Below are 18,550 nucleotides of genomic sequence, written 5' to 3'. Positions count from 1 at the left end.
GTTTTCCTCTGGTTTACAGGAACAGGTCGTAGGACAGCTTGCTGATCAGAATCACCAGTAACACCAGGAATAGAGCCCGGACAAAGGGCACGCCTTTATGAACCGCCAGCCAGGTGCCGGTGAGCGCGCCCAGGATGTTGAATGCCGCCATGGGGATTGCGATCAGGTAGAGCACGTTACCCGTCGGAATGAAGAATATCAGTGCCGCTACGTTGGTCGCGATGTTCACTAGCTTGGCCGATGCCGAGGCATGGAGAAAGTCGAAGGCGAAGCAGCGGATAAACAGGAAGATCAGGAAACTGCCAGTGCCGGGACCGAACAGACCGTCGTAGAAACCGATGGCGCCGCCGATGACGATCGCCAGCAGTTTTTCCTTGGTACCGATGCGCATGGGTTTGTGCAGGGCGCCGAAGTCTTTTTTCCAGAAGGTGTAGATCGCCATCAGCACAATCAACACCAGCACCGCCGGCCGGATCATCGACTGGGGTACGAACGACACGGTGGCGGCTCCGAAGAAGGCCATGACAAAGGCCGCGCAGGCGGCGGGGATCACAAGCCCCCAGTCGATCACCACCTTGCGCACGAAGGACCGGGCCGCGAATGCGGTGCCGCAGGCGGCCGCGACCTTATTGGTCCCCAGCAGCGCCGCCGGTTGAGCGGTGGGTAGCACGTTGAATAGCGCGGGAATCTGGATCAGTCCGCCGCCGCCCACCGCCGCATCGATCAGGCCGGCGGCGAAGGCGAACACGCAAAGGATGACAATATCGACCATGAAATCAGGCTCTGACTATATAGGGTTGATGAGGGTCCAGCGGTACCACGCGTGCCGGGTCATTGACCCCGAAGACACGCAACATCCAGCGATCACGGCCGTCGTAGCGGGGGGTAAAACCATCCCGGGCATGCAGGGTTTGCTGGTTCTTGAAGATCAGCATGTCCCCCGGTTGCAGCATGATGTGGTGCACGACATCGGGATGATTGGCGGCGGCGGCAAACAGCTGGAGAGCAAACTGCGCAGGGGCGCAGGTCGCTTCGACACTCGCTTTGTTGTAGCGGCAATACAGGCCATCGGTTGCGCTTCTGTAGAGCAAGGGGACGTTTTCCAGCACATTCCCCTGTTTGCCGAAGGAGGCCGGTCGGCGAACGGTAAAGTTCGGTCGTGACAGTTCTTCTTCGACGTAGGCCGGCAGAATGGCCAGCACCTCGTCAATGGCGACGATCCGCGTCGGCACGTCGAGCTCGCAGCGCAGGCCGGTCAGGGACAGGTACTCCGGACAGGCCGACAACTGCGAGATGGGTTCGCAGGTCAAAGGCAGGTGAGGGTTGTCGACATGCATGTCCAGATCCGCCCGCGAGCCATAGGAGCTCTTTTCGGTCTCCCGCTTGCGCTTGGGCGATACGTGACGGAACACGGAGTCGGTGCTTTCACCCTCGTACGCCAGCGGACGGGTTTGCAGAGTGTGCAGCACGGACAAAATAGCCCCGGCCAGAATCGACAGGTTCTCGATACCCGGCTCCAGGTCATAGGGCGTGGCGGGCAGTTGCGGGTCCAGCGGCAGCCCCCTGACGATCATCGCCACGTCACGGGCCTGTGGAAAATTGCGCAGCTGCTGGATTTTCTCGGTGCCCAGGACACTTTCCAGCAACCGCCCCAGGACCGGCATGTGGCGGATCCCCGAGGCGCTATCGGTCACGTCCAGCGACGCCAGCCCGGCCTGAAGTGTGCGTTGTTCTTCCAGCGATAGATGAATTTGCGGTATCTCCCGTCGGGTCGAAGTCACTGCTTTTTTTTCCAGCCTTTCATGAATGACTTCATCAATACACGCTGCGGCTTTCCCGATTACTTCATCCAGCTTCGACACGTCCTTGCGCTCCTGTTTGCACCATCCATGTGGGTTGAACGGGAAGGTTAACGGAAGGGCCTTTTTTGTGTTGCAATGCCGCGTTGTGAAAAATGCAATGAGGTGGAAAGTGGCATTGAATATGTTGGGGGAACTTGAAGCCTTCGCGACCGTGGCTCGCAAGCGCAGCTTCGTCGCCGCGGCACGGACGCTGGGGCGCTCCCCCAGTGCACTGACCCGTGCCGTTCAAGCCCTGGAGGAAAGTGTGGGGCTCAAGTTGTTCAATCGCTCGTCCAATGCCGTGAGCTTGACCGAAGCGGGCGAATGCTTATTGCCCCACGCGTACAAAATGCTCGATCTGCAACGTGAGGTGGATGAAGACCTGGCCGGCCTCAGCGGCCTGGCCTCCGGCTGGATCCGTTTTTCCGCCCCCGAGGTGCTCGGACACGGGGTATTGCCCGGGTTGATCGCGCAATACTGCGAGCGATATCCAGACGTTAACATCGATGTGATCTTCACCGATGAGATCATCGACCCGGCCAAGAGCAAGCTGGACTTCTCGATTCGCGGCGCGTTTCCACAATCCAGCGACTTGATCGGCTTTGCGCTGTGGAGTTACTCACGTCACCTGTATGCCAGCCCCGGCTACTTGGAGCGCAACGGCATGCCCGACTCCATCGAGGCACTGGAGGCGCATTCGCTGATCCTGCATACGGCGCCGCGGATTCTCAAGGAGTGGAATTTTCGCAGCGAGGAGCAGGCCATCAGCTCTCGGGTTCATCCAAAATTTCGCTTCAGCTCCGGCCTGGCGGTATTCCAGGCAGCCCTGGCGGGCGTCGGGATCGCCCGCCTGGCCGATTGGATGGCGGAACCCGAAGTGGAAACGGGGCGCCTGCTCCGGGTGTGTCCTGAGTACAAGCTCACTTCCAGCAGCGGTGAGAGCCCACAGATGCACGCGGTATACCCGGCCGGAAACTTGCCGCTGCGGGTGAAGGCATTGATGGAGATGATCCGTGGCTTAGGTGAACGCCTCGAATGTAAACGCGGCTCAGCACCTCTATGAAGTCGGCCCTCGAGTCGCTGTGAGGGGAATTCATTCAAGCATTCTGAATCGCCCCGGCACCGTAGACATCTCCAGCCTGCCAGGCTACGTTCATTAATGAGGCGTCATGGGAGGAAGGTAAAGGGTGTAGGCGCTGACCTTAGACTCCTTGTTCGAACGCTATATTGGGCTCCACTCTAAGTGCTCCCGCGGGCAAGCAAAGCGTGTGTTACTCGGCGATTCAGCCATCCAATTTGGTCATGCAAAATCACAATGGAAGTCACGGAGCAACTGAGTGACTGGCTCTCCCATCAAGCTCACACCAATGCAGTTGCAATCTTTCTGGAACGCCAGGCAAATCCCAGCACCATCAGCAGCCCTAGCCCCGCCACTGCCGCTCCAGCCAGGGAAATCGCCGGATAACCTAGCCCTGCATTGATCACCGCACCGCCCAGTGCCGCACCAATCGCATTGCCGAAGTTAAACGCACCGATGTTCACCGCCGAGGCCAGATTGGGCGCGTCCTTGGCAGCTTCCATGACGCGCATCTGTAGCGGCGGCACCAGGGCGAAACTGGCGATACCCCATATCAGGATGGCAACGGCCGCCGGCAGCGGCCAACGCATCAGTACCGTAAACGCCAGCAACACGAGAATCAGCACGCTCAGCGAAACGATCAGTGTGCGATCTATCGAGCGGTCGGCGGCCTTGCCGCCCCACATGTTGCCCAGTGTCAGGCCCACACCGAACAGAACCAGCATGGCGGTTATGTAGGCGGTGGACGCGTGGGTCTCGCTGCTAAGGATCGGCGCGATGTAGGTGAAGACGGTAAACATTGCGCCCGAACCGACTACCGTGAGGGCTAACGCGCCCAGCACCGGGCCACGGCCCAGTACCCGAATTTCGGCCATTACACCGACGCCTGGCGGCGCCTTCAGGTTGGGCAAGGCGAACCATAACGCGACCATGGCGACCACGCCGAGGCCGGTAATGCCCCAGAATGCAGTGCGCCAACCGAACATTTCGCCAAACCAGGCGGCCAGCGGCACACCGCCAATGGTCGCCAGGGTGAGGCCCATAAACATTGCCGCGACCGCTCCGGCACGTTTCTCAGGGGCGACCACGCTGGCAGCAACGATAGAGCCAACGCCAAAGAACGCACCGTGGTTCAGTGAGGTCACCACCCTGGCGATCATGAGGCTGTAGTAATCGGTCGCCAGGGCTGACATCAGATTACCCAGGGTGAAAATCGCCATGAGTCCGATCAGCAGAGAGCGCCGGGGAATCCTGCCGGTAGTCAGGGTCATCAGCGGCGCGCCGAGCAGTACACCCAGGGCGTAAGCACTGACCAACAGGCCCGCGGCGGGAATAGAAACACCGAGATCCGCAGCGATGCCCGGCAACATGCCCATGGGGGCGAACTCGGTAACACCGATGCCAAAGGCACCTATGGCAAGTGCGACAAGTGGTGGATTGATACGCATGGAAGGCTCCTTATCTATGCCGCCAATGCTACGATCCAGCGTTTTAAGGCGGTAGATAGCATTTCTGGCAATCACCTATGCGTAAGGAGCACAAATGGACTTCAACGGCAGATCCGGTGACATGCTCGTGTTCGCCACCGTGGCGCAGGAAGGCAGCCTATCGGCTGCCGCGCGTGCATTAGGGCTCACACCCTCGGCGGTCAGTCGGATCATCGCGCGTACCGAACAGCGCCTTGGCACCCGGCTGCTGTTGCGCACCACCCGAGCGATCAGCTTCACTGCCGAGGGCGAGGCTTTCCTGCGCGGCGCCCGGCGTATCCTGGCCGACATGGCTGAGGTGGAAGAAGCCATCGCCGACCAGGGCGTACCCAGGGGCCGATTGCGGGTCAGTGCCGCCCTTGGCCACGGGCGGCTGGCCATCGTCCCCCTGGTGGCGGCATTCAGCGCCCGCCATCCGAACATCTTGGTCGACCTCACCCTCGGCGACGAAGTGGTCGATATTCTCGGCGGCCAGGCCGATGTGGCGGTACGTTTTGGCCATCTGCCCGACAGCCCGCTGACCGCGCGCAGAATCGGCGACACCGGCCAGGTAGTGGTGGCATCGCCCGAGTATCTGCAACGCCACGGCATCCCTCGCGAACCGGAAGACCTGCTACGGCATAACTGCCTGCGCTTCAACTTCCGGCGTGCCGAACCCAACTGGCCGTTCATCCGCGACGCAAGAGAGTTCTCCCTGAAGGTCTGCGGCAACATCGAATGCAGCAGTGGTGAAGCGCTGGCACAACTTGCGCGAGTAGGTGCGGGCATTGCGCGTATCGGCGAGTTCAGCGTGAGCGAGGATCTGCAGCGCGGTGACCTGATACCGCTGCTGGAAGCCTGGAACCCCGGCGACCGGGAACCGATTCATGCGGTGTTCGTAGGCGGCTCGGCAATGCCGGCGCGGGTGCGATTGTTCGTAGACTTCTTGCTGGAGCATCACCGGATGTAAGCGGTGGCGTCAGCTGATTGAACGGATCATTGGAATGGATCAATGAGAGATTAGGAATGCAGGTGTGCGAAATGACCTGGTCGGCCCGGGTCTCGTTGTTCGCCAGGTTCCACCGCGCGCCTCATGCGATAGCGCATAGAACGACGACAGCGACGGCTGATTATCCAGATCGATGAGCAGGGTACGGATCCCTGCATCGGCGCAGAACGCGCCCAGATTGACGCCAACCGCAGTTTTACCCGGCCCGCCTTTGGTTGAAACGACCGCAGTGACTTTCATGATATTGACCTCGAAATCGTAGGATTTGAGATGCATTCCTGCGGGTCACGCTGTGCGCTTTGATCACCCCGGAGAAATCCAATCGTCCGAAAATCCGTTGACAAGGCGAGCGGCGGCATCCGGCCAGAAGCGGTCACTGCGCATCACATCCCCGGCCTGAAAGCCTGGATAGCCGAGTTGACCGTTCACGATGCAGTGCAGCAGCATGTGATCAATCATTAAGTGCTTCCAGGAAACCTATGCATAGCCCTGTAGATCTTCATGAGTTGTTGGCGCACGTCAGAGATGAACCGTCGTTCATACGATTTATCGAAGCCCTCGGTGTAGATTTCGCCAGCGGGCGTTTAATTGAAAAGACATCGCCTTCATCGGTCTATGGGCCAAGTGCTCTTGGCTGGGAAAATGTGTCCGTTGACGCGTTTTTTGATGCGGCGGCTTCGTGGGCAGACGCCAGTTCCCGACTTGCCCAAGAGGATAGGTCGATACCCAATGTTTGGCATCGCTGTGCGGCCATTTTGCTGGCTGGGAAGTATTATGAGTGACACGGGTACGACATCCGTAACGTGGAAGGGAACCGTGGACGGGATGTTGCCAAAGAACCAACGCAATAAGCTTTTGGTTGAAGCCGAAGCCTACGGTTTAACGTTGAATGATCTTGCTGCCACCTTCGAGGAATTCGGCGTGGCCCCCAGCAATCTGCTGAACGAGCTATCCATAGCGGTTGCTGAAGGCTACTTGGCAGGGGCTTTGACTTACGAGTTCTGCGATGGCGTCATGAACGGGCTCATCGCTGCCATCGTTGATGTGGGCATGACCAATGACATGCCGCAGCCTGCTTTCTCGCTTTATCAGGCCTTTGATCAGGGGGAGTGGGTGCGCCATGATGATCCGCCGGAGATTGATACCATTGAGAAATATGTTGATACCATTGAGAAATATGTGAAGCCGCTGGTTGTGCAGATAGTGCGTGAGTTTCAGGGTGGTAGCGGATATCGGCCAGAAGCAGATCTTTAAGCTGGAAAAATAAATCCTTCGAATTTCTTCCCGCTTTGAGAGTTTGTCTACGCACTTTTACGCTCTCTGGGCTGGTAAGCAGAGTTGGGAAATCAACTCGTCCCCTCTTCAAAAGTAGGTGCAAATGATGGCTCCCTTCGTTCTTCAGGACTTTGACGTTGGATGGGTCGCTACCGACGCCCTCGGACAGGTTGCGCTCTTCACTACAGGTGGCCCCGGACCAGTTCCTGATTCCGCGATACCCTCCGTCGAAAACTCCGAAGAATTTGTCCTTTCCTTGCCGAAAGTGTCCGATGTAGATCGGGCCACTGTTGGGGCTGGTGCAAACGCTTTCGTTGAATTTGCTAAACGTGGGTTCTTTGCTTACGACTGGTCGGACGTTCATCGCGATTCACGCCAGGCGTTGAGGGGGTATGAGCTGCAATACCGTCCCCAGAATCCACTGAAACTATTCGATTTGCCTGCCCCATTACGGGCATTGACTGAGGTTACCCGGCTATCTCACGTAATCTTCGGAGCATCCATCATAGTGATAGGTGATCAGGTTTCTTAGCGTTTATTCGGCGATTAGGGACCGCTTTTTTGGGGCGGAAACGTTCAGTTGAGTACGGTAGCTATCGGCCAAAAGCGGACATAACGAAAACTATCCCGTGCCAGTAACGTTGGGACTGAGGTAACCGTCCGGCAAAGTCACCTACCAAATCGATTTGAGTTAAACCTACGGGTGACAAAAACTAAACCCAGTCACACCCCCAACTGGATATCAAACTCGCTCGCCAGACGCTTGCGGCCTTTGGCAGTGACTATCAATGCACGCGAATCCAGGGTATGTACAAGCCACTTGTCCCGCACCATATGGCCCAGCAACGCCGCGCCTAGGGTGCCGCCTACATGGGCGCAGCGCTGGCTCCAGTCGAGACAGGGAAAGGCAAACCGGCGCCGCGCCTGGGTGTCGGAAGTGAGATTCATGCCCATTTGGGTCAGGTGCTCAATGCCCTTGGGGGTCAGTCCATAGTCGCCCTGTTCTTGGCACATCCACTCGCCCACCAGCAAGGCATCGTGCAACATGACACCCACCTCCCCGGCCAAATGGTCGTAGCAGGTGCGGGCATGGCGCAGATGGCAGGGCGTGGAGGGTTTGAACGCCGGCACCTCGAATGAGGTAATGGACAACAGCCCTTCCAATGCCTTGGCGACATCGGCACTTGCGAGTTGGAAGTACCGATGCTTCCCTTGGGAAACCAACGTCACCAGCCCTTGCTCCAGCAGTTTCTGAAAATGGCTGGACGCCGTGGAAGGACTCTTCTGCGCGACTACAGCCAACTCGGTGGCCGTACGGGCCCGGCCATCTAGCAAGCAGCACAACATGCGCGCCCTGGCAGGATCGGCAATCGCCGAGGCGACATTGGCCAGGCGCAATTCCGATTGCTCAACATCCATTGTTCGATGCTCCTCGAAGTGAAACCGTCATCGCAAGCATAACCTACGAGCCAACATGGAGGAGATGGCGATGAAGAACACCCGTTTTTTTGGAAAAACTGTACTGACGTGTACGTTCATCCTGGCAGTGGTCGGCTGGGGCATAGGTTTTTACGGGCCACCCATTTACATGCAGGCCGTCATGGAACGCACCGGTTGGCCGATCGCCCAGGTATCGGCAGCCGTCACCCTTCACTTTCTCAGCGGCACACTGGTCATTGCCAACCTGCCACGGATTTATGCCCGCTTCGGAGTGCCTGCCATTACGGTGCTGGGCAGCATCGTGCTGGGAGTCGGGGTGAATATCTGGGCTCAGGCCAATCAGGTGTGGGTGCTGTACGCCGGCGCCATCTGCTCGGGCATCGGCTGGGTCACGCTGGGTGCCACCGCCGTGAATACGTTGATCGCTCCTTGGTATGTCAAAGAGCGGCCCAGGGCTCTGGGCAAGGCATACAATGGTGCCAGTATGGGCGGGGTAATCTTCTCACCCTTATGGGTGTTTTTGATTGAGCGTTTTGGCTTTGGTGCGGCGGCGCTGGTGATCACTATCACCGCAATGGCGCTGATGGGCAGCTTCGCCTTTCTGGTCTTCAACAAAACCCCGCAAAGCGTGGGCCAGCATCCCGACAACGAAGCACTGCCGGAACCCATCGCAACCAGCGCCATCGTCGCGCCCTGGACTGCCGCGCAGACCCTCAAGTCAGCGAAGTTCCGTACCCTGGCCGCCGGGATGTCGCTGGGGCTGTTCGCGCAGATCGGTTTGATCGCACACCTGTATTCGATCCTGGTGGGACGCATGGGCGCCCATAACGCCTCATTCGCCATGGGCCTTGCCACCGCCAGCGCAATGGGCGGTCGTTACCTCGCCGTACGGCTGATGACCCAGGGCATCGACCGTCGTCAACTGGCTTGCCTGGGCTACGCCATCCAGATGCTCGGGACGCTTATGCTGCTTGGCCTGGACAGTCACCCGGCAGTCGCGTGGGTGGCGGTGCTGCTGATCGGTTCAGGCATCGGAAATGCCACCTCCTTGCCACCGCTGATCGCACAGACCGAGTTCAGCCGCGAACAAACCGCCAAGGTAATCGCGTTAATGGTGGCGATCAGTCAAGCCACCTATGCTTTTGCTCCGGCGTCCTTCGGCCTCATACGCTCAAACTTTTCAGATCCGGGCGATGCAATCATCGCCCTTGTGACCGCCGCAGCGGCTGCACAAATACTGGCGATCCTGTCATTTTATCTCGGTTCTACCGCGCGCCCATTCGGTAAAATCGCCTATTGATGCCATCCTTCGGCCAGGTACTTACGCTGCCTGGTCGCCCCTATCCTGCCCTGGACTTGGGCTCTGTATGAAATCCTTTGAAATATCGATTCCGGTAAAATCAGCCGCCATAAACGCCAGGAGGCCACGATGGCAAAGCGGTATGAACTCCCTCATGCAGCCGCCGATATCTTCACTGAAACCCGCTGCAGAGGAAGCCCGCGAGCGGATGATCGCCTGATGCTCAACGGTATCCTTTGGGTGCTTTGCTCGGGCGCAGACTGGCGTGACATGCCGGAGCGTTTCGGCCCTTGAATGAAGGAAAATCGCCGCATCATTACGCGCTTCGAAAGTAACCATCCAGCGAAGTCGCCTTCCCTATCCCGGCCAGTGCGGATGAACAACTGTCCGTCCAGGGTCTTTGCCCAGTTTTTCCGTCGTGCGCGACAGCGGCGGCGACTCGATGGGCAGTTTCTCCGTTGCGCGGCCAAAGAAGTTCTTCAGCCTCAGACAGAGAGCAACATAGGTATGGACGTTCTGTACCGATCACTCATTTCCTTTCAAAAGCGTCAATCCCTGTAAGTTGAGCGGATAGTGCCCAAAGGCGTTCGGCTTGTTCAGGGTCGGCGGCATAAGGCCGAACGCCGACAAAGGATGGTGGTTCGCTTGCATCCAGCGAAGCGATCTCACAGTCCTCACAATATAAGCCTCCCATGCCATTCAACTGTGGAGCTGTTGCGGCCCAAACTTGGGTTGCCGCACCTTGCTGCGTCGTCTTGAAAGTCGGATCGGCAAGGTGGCCGTTGACGTCTAGCCAGCCGGCGGCAATCATTTCATCCTGCGCCAGATGACGCTGGAGCGGAGTGAGAATCTTGCCGGGGTGAAGGGAGAAAGCCCGGACACCCTCGTGTTGACCAAGCCGATCAAGGTGGACAGCAAACAATGCATTGGCCGTCTTCGACTGCCCATATGCCAACCACTTGTCGTAGCCCTGCGTAAATTGCACATCGTTCCAGCGGATACCCGATTGGTGATGCCCCGCCGATGACACTACTACCACCCTTGCTCGACCCTTGAGCGCAGGCCATAGCAAATTCACGAGGGCGTAGTGCCCCAGATGATTGGTGGCGAACTGTGCCTCCCAACCCGCCCCTACACGGGTTTCCGGGCAAGCCATGATTCCCGCGCTGCCGATCAGGATGTCGATGTGTCGGTCGCTTGCCAAGAAACGCAGTGCGAAGTCATGCACGCTGGCCAGGTCGGAAAGATCAAGTCGCTCGACTTCCACATTGGGGATTCCGTCAGTCTTTGCGCGAGCAGCTTCAACATCACGTGCTGCAACAACGACACGCGCGCCCGCATTGGCCAGTGCTCTTGTCGTCTCCAGGCCCAGGCCGGAATGCCCCCCGGTGACAATGGCGGTGGTGTTGGATAGATCGCACCCTTCAAGTACCTCTGCTGCGGTGGTTACCGCTCCGTAACCCGAGTGGATAGGAGCCTGTTTGCTGGTCATGGCGTGTCCTTGTGAATCTGACATGGAATAGGGGCAAAACCCATGGCCACCATTGTCTAGACTAGACTTGGGACTGTGAATGCAACAAAGTCCAATTATCTGTCGAGATCGTCCTGCACACCTTATGGATCCCCTTTCCGAAACCCTCTCTCTTCTAAATACTCATAGCTCCTTTTTTGCAGGTCTGAAGGCTGGTGGAGATTGGGCCATCGATTTTCCACCACCCGACGGCATCAAGTTCAATGCAATCGTTGAAGGGACTTGTTGGCTAATGGTGGAAGGCGTGGAGCAACCTATCCGATTGACGGCCGGAGACTGCTTTCTTTTGCCACGCAAGCGGGCGTTTTCACTCCGCAGCGACTTGTCATTTCCGGCCATGCACTCGGATGCGATTTATCGCCATGCCGTCAATGGCATCGCCAGTTGTGGGACAGCCGATGAGTTTTTCCTGATCGGGGGACGTTTTGACTTCGGTGAGGAGGCTCGCCTTCTATTTGACGGATTGCCTCCCGTCGCCATCATCAAAAGTGGTTCGGATCAAGCTTGTGTGCTGAATTGGGCCTTGCAGCGTATTGCTCATGAACTTACCAATCCGGCTCTTGGTAACTCGATTGTGGTTCAGCATCTCGGCCACATCATGCTAGTGCAGGTTCTACGAATGTATTTGATCCAAGAAGGAAATACCGCACCGAGCTGGTTGCTTGCTATATCTGATCCACGTATCGGGGCAACCATTCAAGCCATTCATGCCGATCCGGCGCGTTCTTGGTCAGTAGAGAACCTTGCCAAAATCGCGGGTGTTTCTCGCTCGACCTTCGCTTTGCGATTCAAGCAAAAATCTGGTGTCGCCCCTTTAGAGTACGTCTTGCGCTGGCGCATGCAATTAGCGACGAGATTGTTGAAAACAAACCGCACTACCATTTCGTCCATAGCACAAAAGCTGGGCTATGACTCCGACAGTGCTTTTAGCCACGCTTTCAAGCGCATTATGACGTGTTCACCTCGTGAATACAGAGAGAGAGTGGCACCCTATCCCAGCAGGAGGGCTGATCTTCAGTAGGCTGACGAGGTACATATTTTGATAAGTCAGTCAGGCAAAAAAAGCCTGCATCGCTGCAGGCTTTTCCCTATCTGGCTCCACGACCTGGACTCGAACCAGGGACCCAATGATTAACAGTCATTTGCTAGCTGTTAGTCGCAACGGTGCCAGGGAAGAACGTGGTGGAGAGATCGGGTTACTGCATAGCGTGAGCCGCATGAACGCAGCACGCCACGAAAGTTAGTCGGGTTGGATTGGGTTGTCAAAGCGTGGCAAAGCAATGACTTGTAGGAAAAGGAGGCGGCGGCAGTCAGCTACCGGGTCACCTACAATGCGTGTCTGAGCGGTTCGACCTCCAGATGGCGTTACTTCGAAGTTGTGGCAATTCGTAGCTACAGTACTAAAGGACAGACTATATTTAAAATTACCAAACCACCAAAGAATGGAATCGTGAGCTGACCTTGTTTGCTGACGCCCTATCCAGCAGCCTTCACTACCTACAATGACAGAAGAAAGTCCTTCCAACCGCGTAAAGCTCGTTCGAAGTCATCCAAACTTATAGTTATTGAGAAGTCCTCATCATAAAGTGAATAAATTTTAACTCCACTTTTCGAAATATGGGTTGCCCAGGCATCACGGGCCCATTCAGTGGAGACCTCATCCTCTCGCCTCACTGCTATCAATCTATTCAGGCCCTCGTCTAGCCAAGGAATAGTTTCGACAAAAGGTCCCCCTCCATCGTCGATCAATAGGCAAGCAAGAATATCTACATCATCAGGCCCCAACGCATCCGTGCTACACCAAGGTATTGCTACCCCAGTTGATTCTTCCAAAAAAAACTGAATACTCATCTTACTCCTTACATCAATGGATATAAGGTCGGCTTTAAGACTCACCAACCTCATCTTGACTCCACTAAAACCGGCTACAACTCAAAAACCCATGACTATTTTCTTTAACTTTGACCACAGTAGGCAGCGAACCAGCACACACTTAACTACGAGATAGCCAAATAGTAAAAACGTTGCCTGCCCCCACCACTCACTAAAAACACCACACCTCCACTCTAGTTGACTAGCGGACAGGATTATTTATTGCGCTAGCGCTAGCGCTAGCACTAACCCAAAACCCAAAACCATATATTCCACGCACAAAATCTTCGTGCAACCGCCATTGACCAATGTCACTGAAGAGGCTTGCATTTTATAACTGATAGACCTTGAGCAAGCACCTCAAACCCCGTACCACCATAGTCTTTCAGACTATATTTAACACCCTTAAGTTGATCAGCCGAGACATCATCCATTTCAATTTCGCTCAAGTAAAAGCTCCCACACACTTCAGGAATTTTTTAGCAGTGAACCCCCGCAAACCCTAAAACAACTTCAAACGCCGACTGTTCAGACTCATAAAGCATCTCAAGGTCAACTTTATAAGCATCAATTATTTGCCCGCCATTTTCACGCTGCACGCTGAGTCCCAACACAAGATTTAGATTATAAAAATCAAAATCAGAAATAATGAAAAGCGTTTTCAACGCCTTCAAAACTTTTTTCAAGTGCTCGCATATTTTCTTCCTTAATAATAAGGATGCACGCCAGGTCTCGTGCCCTTAACGTTCTGATTCCTGTCCACATCTCGCACATGATGGTGAGGATTTGGATGAGCAAATAGGAGAAAATAGGGGCCAGACCAACACTTTCATTTTTAAATGAGTAACTCTGCTGGGCTTTATAAAAACGTGGTCTGCCCCCGATTTCTCACCCCGATTGCTCCACGGCTCGGTAGCTCGTTTTTAACCGGATGGTTATTTACTTTTCTGAGCGACCATAAGTGCTCGATCAATCATATCGGAAGTAACGTAAGGCACAAATCCCATCCTATCACCCATCTCAAAACTCTTCTTATACTCATCTAAACGCCCAGTATCACCAGCCATTGCTAGTGCAGCCAAATGTCGGATTGGCATTGCACCTTTAACATCTGTTGGCAGCGCTCTATAAACCCTCAACCCCTCGTCAATATTTTGAGAGCGAGCCCAGGAGATAGCCTTATCAGACAACCTAATAATATCATCACTAGAAAAATTCGAAAATTTCTCCGGAGCTTCATTACTAACTATAATTGGAGCATTGCTACTGCCGTCACCAATTATGAAAGAAACAGCCTCAGAAAATTCTTTGGTCGAAATGGAAGGCATAAGCGAAACTCGAAAATGGTCCGAGCGCTTACCTACAGATGGGATAACCTGAAGTTGAGCCTCTCCGACAGCGGCGAGGCAAAAATAATCACCAACTTCATCCTTGTTACAAACCCAACCCTGCTTCTTCAAGATGGAAACAATATCTTTTTCTTTCATTATTTGGCACCAGGAAAATTCATAATCTCAATGGTAATTCCGTTAGGATACCCTTGTTCCTTTAACAGCACACCCGACTTCAGGCCAAAGCTTTCAGCCACTTTGCCCCTAGAAATTGAATTCCCATTTTTTATTTGAGGGGAAATCTCGGACTGACGAATACTTATGTCCGCACTCCCTATCTTAACCTCAATAATCCTAATGCAAATAGGGTGCAAAAACACCGGCGCAAGGCCGGTGTAGAAAGTGTCAGATCAAGTGAAACCTCTACAACTCACCAAACTTCATGGGTCTCGGCTCTGTAATTCTTTTCAATACGCTCAACAAGCAATGGCGCGCTGATAATTCCTCTTGTGGAATGCTTCAGCTCTTCCGAGCTAATCTTTCTCTCCAGCCGAAGTGCTTCGCTTCCATTCCACAGCCAAATAGAGCCTCCCGGCCCGCCATTCCTGGAGCGGAACGTAGGAAACATTTGTAACCTTTCGGGAACGGGAACATTTGCCACAACGGATAGAAACCCTTGATTTACCGCACTTTGAACAACAAAGAATGCGGAAAATTGTGGCTCACCATCAACAACAACTGAAAAATCTTTTGGGTGTTCATTATGAAATCCGGGAAAAACACGAATTAAAAAACCAAATTCCGGATGCTTATGAGTAATTTGCGCATATGCGACACCCTGCGAGGTTAACACCTGCAAAATGTCGCCCAGCTTTATCTTCTTAGCCATTTAAAACCCTTCATATCCAGCTTTTTTCAGCAGCTCAGCGCCGCGAATCAAACCCTGCTCATACTTAGTCGGTTTTTTGACAGACGATATAGGGCTGATCATATTAATTAACGTGCCGCCATCTTTACCAAGGCCATGGTAATCGATCAGTGTTTGCTCGACTGCCCGTGCGTCAGCACGTAGTAGACAATTACTGTCGGCTACACGAGGCCAGACAAAGCTTCTACGTAACACTCAAATTTTTCGATCGCCTTCAAAATTGCTGGCGTGAATGGAGCCACTTAAAAATCTCCCCCTTCTGTGCTGACCTATGGCGATTTAAAAAGAATCAGCATGGAGGCAATAGATTCATAGGGATTCCTTAGGGGCCGGCTCTGATTCTGGAAAGTTAATATTGTCCTTTAGTGCAATCGCTGAGATCGCCTAAGCACCGCTCCTGTAAGCGCAATATGCAGCAATTACTGTTCGTACAGAGCCTAACAAATCCCTAATAATCGAAGATCCTCAACAAGGTCTGCTGCCTCTTCCGGAGTCAGTTCTTTCAGCATAGAGGCAAGGTCAATCTGCTCGATCAGCTTTAAGGCAGCATCCATATGATATTTCCTGACACTCTCGGAAGATCGACCCGCAGAAAGAACAAGAGCTAAAACTTCAAGCATCAACTTCTCAACTGGCAGGTCGAAGGAATTTTCAAATTCACTATAGGCAAAGCCTACTTCGCTTTCACCTTCGACCCAAGCGCTTCGATGCCTAAGCTTTATTCTGCAGTAGCTGTAGTAACTGCCCAAAAACCAAGCCCTAATTTCAGCGTAAGTCACTCTTTCTTCTATCACGGAGTCTTCCTTGGTGGACGCAACATAGCGCCCTGATTATCGAAAATATTCAAAGTGACATTAGGATACTTCGCCCTGAATAATTACGCGATCCGCGTCATCGAGACCATTAACAACAACCCAATACCCTACTCTACTTCCGGAATCCCACATCATGGCGCTCCAAGACCCCGTTTTGTTAAGCGCAGCATAGCTGGATGTTTCCACTGCATTTCCGACCCACCCAGGGCTGACTCCATTGAGTTTGTTAGCCTAAAAATTCGTTGAAGTCAGTAACATCCCAAAATCAATCTGAGACGCCAAAACACCTCGACCCTATAAAAGCCTTTCCCCACAAAAATTTAGTGTCGACGGCTTCACAACATCAGGACTAAAAATTCGTCTAAAACGCTCCAGTCACCACCTGCCCCTGCAAGTGAATCTTTTGCACCGATGAAGCATCCCTCCCCTATCTACTTACACCACGTAACCCGCGGACCTCATCAACAGCAGCACTGCCACATCAAATTGCCGATCAGACATACCTCTAATCGATTTTGAGCTCTTCCAATGCCATATGACAGGAAGGATCCTGCTATCCAAACGATCATATTCCTCTAAGAAAATATTTGCTAAAGCGTATTTATCTAAATCAGGATCAACCTCCACCACCATGTTCAGCACAGTACTTGGCGACTTGCCTTCCAGTAATTGCGCTAACAAGTGTCTATTTTTTGATAGGTGACATAAGTAATGTCTCCAATGGTTTCAATTTTGCCGACCTTTCCGTATCCGTACTTTTGGGGTATTTGGCCTGTCCAAGTCTTCAAAGCAGCATTTTCTTTTGACATTCAATTGGCAATATGCTCGAGATATTGAGCAGTGTTAACGCTGTCAGTACCCGCCACCCAATCCCCACGAATTTGATTGACCTGGATGCCTTCATTGCCGAAACGTTGCATTGCGCTAGCAAACATATCAGTGCCTGATGCATCGTACAAAGGGTAATTTTGTGCTGCGCGAATATCAAACCCAGAAGCCAGGGTGGCCCTGGCATCTTTGATGAGCTGTATACCTTGCGGTAAATTCTCTGCGCGCTGCAGCGCTTGTTTTAAAACATTACTGATTAAACCTTGCTGATTCGTCGCGAGATTGTAGTTCTTCACCTCAACACCGCACACGTTACCGATACACCAATCAGGATGAACACTGCCGGATGTGCCGTAAGGTACTTCTTGCCCGTTCTTGTAACTGACTTGTGGTCGAGCCCCCTGACCAAGTTCAGTTCCAATGTCTATCTCGGACTGTTTGGGCGTTGGCCGGACAACAGCGGCATCATCCACCAATCCGCCTACACCTTTTGTACCTTGTGTCATTTACCATTAAGCGCTGCCAGCAGTTTCCTCTCTAGCGCCTGAGCATATTCGACATATTCGACAGCGCGAGGCTCCGCAGCAATAAGCTCTTTATCTCGCCGCAGAATATTCAACATTTTTTGCGTCAGCAGTAAATTCTTCGCCCAGACTGCCTCCGATAATTTTGAGGTTCCTTTTAGCAACTCGGCGTCATCCAGAAATCCTACCAGCACTTCCTTATCCAACTCGCGAACCACGACAGGCAATAATTCCGACGTATACATATCTTGCCTGACCGATCTGCAAAGGTCGCCGATCTCAAGCTCGTTTATCGGAGTGTCCAGAATCGACCTGTGCCATGACTCCAGCGCAGACTCATCAGAATCAGGCTCAACTTCCCACTTAAAACCATTACTCTCATCTATTTGACGAAATGTCTTTTTCATATTGGACTACCCCGCTCCCGTAGACATTTTCCAGCCTCAAAGTGAGGCACTTTCAAAGGCCTCAGGACTGGCGCCGCCCAGGTGACTGTGACGACGCGTTCGGTTGTAAAACGCCTCAATTTAATCGAATACGTCGGCACGGGCCATGTCCCGGGTTTTGTAGATCCTCTTGCGGATGCGTTCTTTTTTCAGGCTACTGAAAAAAGACTCAGCCACGGCAGTCCCAGCAGTTTCCTCGGAGGCTCATACTCGGCTCGAGGTGGTTGGCCAGACAAAAACGTTTCCAGTCATCGCTACCATATTGGCTCCCCTGGTCCAAATGCACGATGACTCTGGTTTTGGGTTTACGGCGCCATACCGCCAGGGCGGCCGCCGTCAGCTACCGGATCACCTACAATGCGTGTCTGAGCGGTTCGACCTCCAGATGGCGTTACTTCGAAGTTGTGGCAATTCGTAGCTACAGTACTAAAGGACAGACTATATTTAAAATTACTAAACCACCAAAGAATGGAATCGTGAGCTGACCTCGTTTGCTGACGCCCTATCCAGCAGCCTTCCCTACCTACAATGACAGAAGAAAGTCCTTCCAACCGCGTAAAGCTCGTTCGAAGTCATCCAAACTTATAGTTATTGAGAAGTCCTCTTCATAAAGTGAATAAATTTTAACTCCACTTTTCGAAATATGGGTTGCCCAGGCATCGCGGGCCCATTCAGTGGAGACCTCATCCTCTCGCCTCACTGCTCTCAATCTATTCAGGCCCTCGTCTAGCCAAGGAATAGTTTCGACAAAAGGTCCCCCCCATCGTCGATCAATAGGCAAGCAAGAATATCGTAAGCGCTCCATAAACCCCACCTGTTCAAAAATAGGCGGCGCGCTTAGCTAGGCGATGCGGGCGAACAGTTCC

The 18,550-nt window shown here is 53.7% G+C and carries 20 protein-coding genes and 3 pseudogenes; 7 read left to right on the top strand and 16 right to left on the bottom strand.

Going from position 1 to position 18,550, the window contains the following annotated elements:
* Nucleotides 1-13: 13 nt before the first annotated feature.
* Together AC07OP_RS29815 and AC07OP_RS29810 are read right to left on the bottom strand one after the other, a co-directional pair.
* Nucleotides 14-772 (bottom strand): sulfite exporter TauE/SafE family protein, encoded by a 759-nt coding sequence (locus tag AC07OP_RS29815; RefSeq protein ID WP_027603982.1) that lies wholly within the window; start codon nt 770-772, stop codon nt 14-16.
* 4 nt (nt 773-776) lie between these two features.
* Nucleotides 777-1,781 (bottom strand): TauD/TfdA family dioxygenase, encoded by a 1,005-nt coding sequence (locus AC07OP_RS29810; RefSeq protein WP_227451393.1) that lies wholly within the window; start codon nt 1,779-1,781, stop codon nt 777-779.
* A gap of 190 nt (nt 1,782-1,971) precedes the next feature.
* Here AC07OP_RS29810 and AC07OP_RS29805 point away from each other — a divergent pair, with 190 nt between their 5' ends.
* Entirely contained in the window at nt 1,972-2,904 is a 933-nt protein-coding gene (locus tag AC07OP_RS29805) for a LysR family transcriptional regulator (RefSeq protein ID WP_115486840.1), read from the top strand.
* A gap of 296 nt (nt 2,905-3,200) precedes the next feature.
* Here AC07OP_RS29805 and AC07OP_RS29800 read toward each other — a convergent pair whose 3' ends face one another.
* The gene (locus AC07OP_RS29800; RefSeq protein ID WP_115486839.1) at nt 3,201-4,367 is read right to left on the bottom strand and encodes an MFS transporter; all 1,167 of its coding nucleotides are present in this window, start codon (nt 4,365-4,367) and stop codon (nt 3,201-3,203) included.
* 94 nt (nt 4,368-4,461) lie between these two features.
* Here AC07OP_RS29800 and AC07OP_RS29795 point away from each other — a divergent pair, with 94 nt between their 5' ends.
* On the top strand, nt 4,462-5,355 hold the full coding sequence (locus AC07OP_RS29795) for a LysR family transcriptional regulator (RefSeq protein WP_027603978.1): 894 nt from the start codon (nt 4,462-4,464) through the stop codon (nt 5,353-5,355).
* Nucleotides 5,356-5,489: 134 nt separating this feature from the next.
* On the opposite strand, the pseudogene AC07OP_RS29790 reads toward AC07OP_RS29795, so the two are convergent.
* Together AC07OP_RS29790 and AC07OP_RS29785 are read right to left on the bottom strand one after the other, a co-directional pair.
* Nucleotides 5,490-5,634, bottom strand: a pseudogene (locus AC07OP_RS29790) (ParA family protein); the annotation flags it as partial.
* A 63-nt stretch (nt 5,635-5,697) separates the two neighbouring features.
* Nucleotides 5,698-5,853: a hypothetical protein gene (locus AC07OP_RS29785; protein WP_495103101.1), complete on the bottom strand. Its 156-nt coding sequence runs from the start codon at nt 5,851-5,853 to the stop codon at nt 5,698-5,700.
* A 20-nt stretch (nt 5,854-5,873) separates the two neighbouring features.
* On the opposite strand from AC07OP_RS29785, the gene AC07OP_RS29780 reads away from it, so the two are divergent.
* Nucleotides 5,874-6,176: a DUF7660 family protein gene (locus tag AC07OP_RS29780; protein WP_093121147.1), complete on the top strand. Its 303-nt coding sequence runs from the start codon at nt 5,874-5,876 to the stop codon at nt 6,174-6,176.
* A gap of 34 nt (nt 6,177-6,210) precedes the next feature.
* Nucleotides 6,211-6,648: a hypothetical protein gene (locus tag AC07OP_RS29775; protein ID WP_495103102.1), complete on the top strand. Its 438-nt coding sequence runs from the start codon at nt 6,211-6,213 to the stop codon at nt 6,646-6,648.
* Between the two features lie 744 nt (nt 6,649-7,392).
* Here AC07OP_RS29775 and AC07OP_RS29770 read toward each other — a convergent pair.
* Nucleotides 7,393-8,088 carry an ArsR/SmtB family transcription factor gene (locus AC07OP_RS29770; protein ID WP_065940470.1) on the bottom strand — a complete coding sequence of 232 codons (696 nt, stop codon included), beginning with the start codon at nt 8,086-8,088 and terminating at the stop codon, nt 7,393-7,395.
* Between the two features lie 70 nt (nt 8,089-8,158).
* Between AC07OP_RS29770 and AC07OP_RS29765 the strand changes: the two genes are divergently transcribed.
* Both AC07OP_RS29765 and AC07OP_RS29760 read left to right on the top strand, forming a co-directional pair.
* Nucleotides 8,159-9,409 carry an MFS transporter gene (locus AC07OP_RS29765; protein WP_495103103.1) on the top strand — a complete coding sequence of 417 codons (1,251 nt, stop codon included), beginning with the start codon at nt 8,159-8,161 and terminating at the stop codon, nt 9,407-9,409.
* Nucleotides 9,410-9,538: 129 nt separating this feature from the next.
* Nucleotides 9,539-9,700 (top strand): annotated as a pseudogene (locus tag AC07OP_RS29760) (transposase); the annotation flags it as partial.
* A 238-nt stretch (nt 9,701-9,938) separates the two neighbouring features.
* On the opposite strand, the gene AC07OP_RS29755 reads toward AC07OP_RS29760, so the two are convergent.
* On the bottom strand, nt 9,939-10,901 hold the full coding sequence (locus tag AC07OP_RS29755; RefSeq protein WP_495103104.1) for an SDR family NAD(P)-dependent oxidoreductase: 963 nt from the start codon (nt 10,899-10,901) through the stop codon (nt 9,939-9,941).
* Nucleotides 10,902-11,025: 124 nt separating this feature from the next.
* Here AC07OP_RS29755 and AC07OP_RS29750 point away from each other — a divergent pair, with 124 nt between their 5' ends.
* Nucleotides 11,026-11,961 carry an AraC family transcriptional regulator gene (locus tag AC07OP_RS29750; RefSeq protein WP_495103105.1) on the top strand — a complete coding sequence of 312 codons (936 nt, stop codon included), beginning with the start codon at nt 11,026-11,028 and terminating at the stop codon, nt 11,959-11,961.
* Nucleotides 11,962-12,437: 476 nt separating this feature from the next.
* Here AC07OP_RS29750 and AC07OP_RS29745 read toward each other — a convergent pair whose 3' ends face one another.
* The 9 genes and pseudogenes from AC07OP_RS29745 to AC07OP_RS29705 all read right to left on the bottom strand — a co-directional run.
* On the bottom strand, nt 12,438-12,791 hold the full coding sequence (locus AC07OP_RS29745; protein ID WP_256577453.1) for a hypothetical protein: 354 nt from the start codon (nt 12,789-12,791) through the stop codon (nt 12,438-12,440).
* Between the two features lie 332 nt (nt 12,792-13,123).
* Complete coding sequence (locus AC07OP_RS29740; RefSeq protein ID WP_235865602.1) at nt 13,124-13,261, bottom strand: hypothetical protein; 138 nt, start codon at nt 13,259-13,261, stop codon at nt 13,124-13,126.
* Nucleotides 13,262-13,291: 30 nt separating this feature from the next.
* Nucleotides 13,292-13,498 carry a hypothetical protein gene (locus tag AC07OP_RS29735; RefSeq protein ID WP_495103106.1) on the bottom strand — a complete coding sequence of 69 codons (207 nt, stop codon included), beginning with the start codon at nt 13,496-13,498 and terminating at the stop codon, nt 13,292-13,294.
* Nucleotides 13,499-13,747: 249 nt separating this feature from the next.
* The gene (locus AC07OP_RS29730) at nt 13,748-14,299 is read right to left on the bottom strand and encodes a DUF6990 domain-containing protein (protein ID WP_495103107.1); all 552 of its coding nucleotides are present in this window, start codon (nt 14,297-14,299) and stop codon (nt 13,748-13,750) included.
* Between the two features lie 274 nt (nt 14,300-14,573).
* Nucleotides 14,574-15,032 (bottom strand): hypothetical protein, encoded by a 459-nt coding sequence (locus AC07OP_RS29725; RefSeq protein ID WP_495103108.1) that lies wholly within the window; start codon nt 15,030-15,032, stop codon nt 14,574-14,576.
* A gap of 476 nt (nt 15,033-15,508) precedes the next feature.
* A complete protein-coding gene (gene imm2 / locus AC07OP_RS29720) occupies nt 15,509-15,865 on the bottom strand; it encodes an Imm2 family immunity protein (protein ID WP_495103109.1) in 357 nt (118 codons plus the stop codon).
* Between the two features lie 830 nt (nt 15,866-16,695).
* Nucleotides 16,696-17,187 carry a hypothetical protein gene (locus tag AC07OP_RS29715; protein WP_495103110.1) on the bottom strand — a complete coding sequence of 164 codons (492 nt, stop codon included), beginning with the start codon at nt 17,185-17,187 and terminating at the stop codon, nt 16,696-16,698.
* A gap of 29 nt (nt 17,188-17,216) precedes the next feature.
* Entirely contained in the window at nt 17,217-17,645 is a 429-nt protein-coding gene (locus AC07OP_RS29710; RefSeq protein WP_258709673.1) for a contact-dependent growth inhibition system immunity protein, read from the bottom strand.
* Between the two features lie 36 nt (nt 17,646-17,681).
* Nucleotides 17,682-18,024 (bottom strand): annotated as a pseudogene (locus AC07OP_RS29705) (IS3 family transposase); the annotation flags it as partial.
* Nucleotides 18,025-18,550: the final 526 nt, after the last annotated feature.

This window comes from Pseudomonas sp. GW821-FHT09D08 (genome assembly GCF_059416305.1).
The sequence above is the reverse complement of the archived record's forward strand: the minus strand, read 5'-3'. Positions and strand labels throughout refer to the sequence as shown.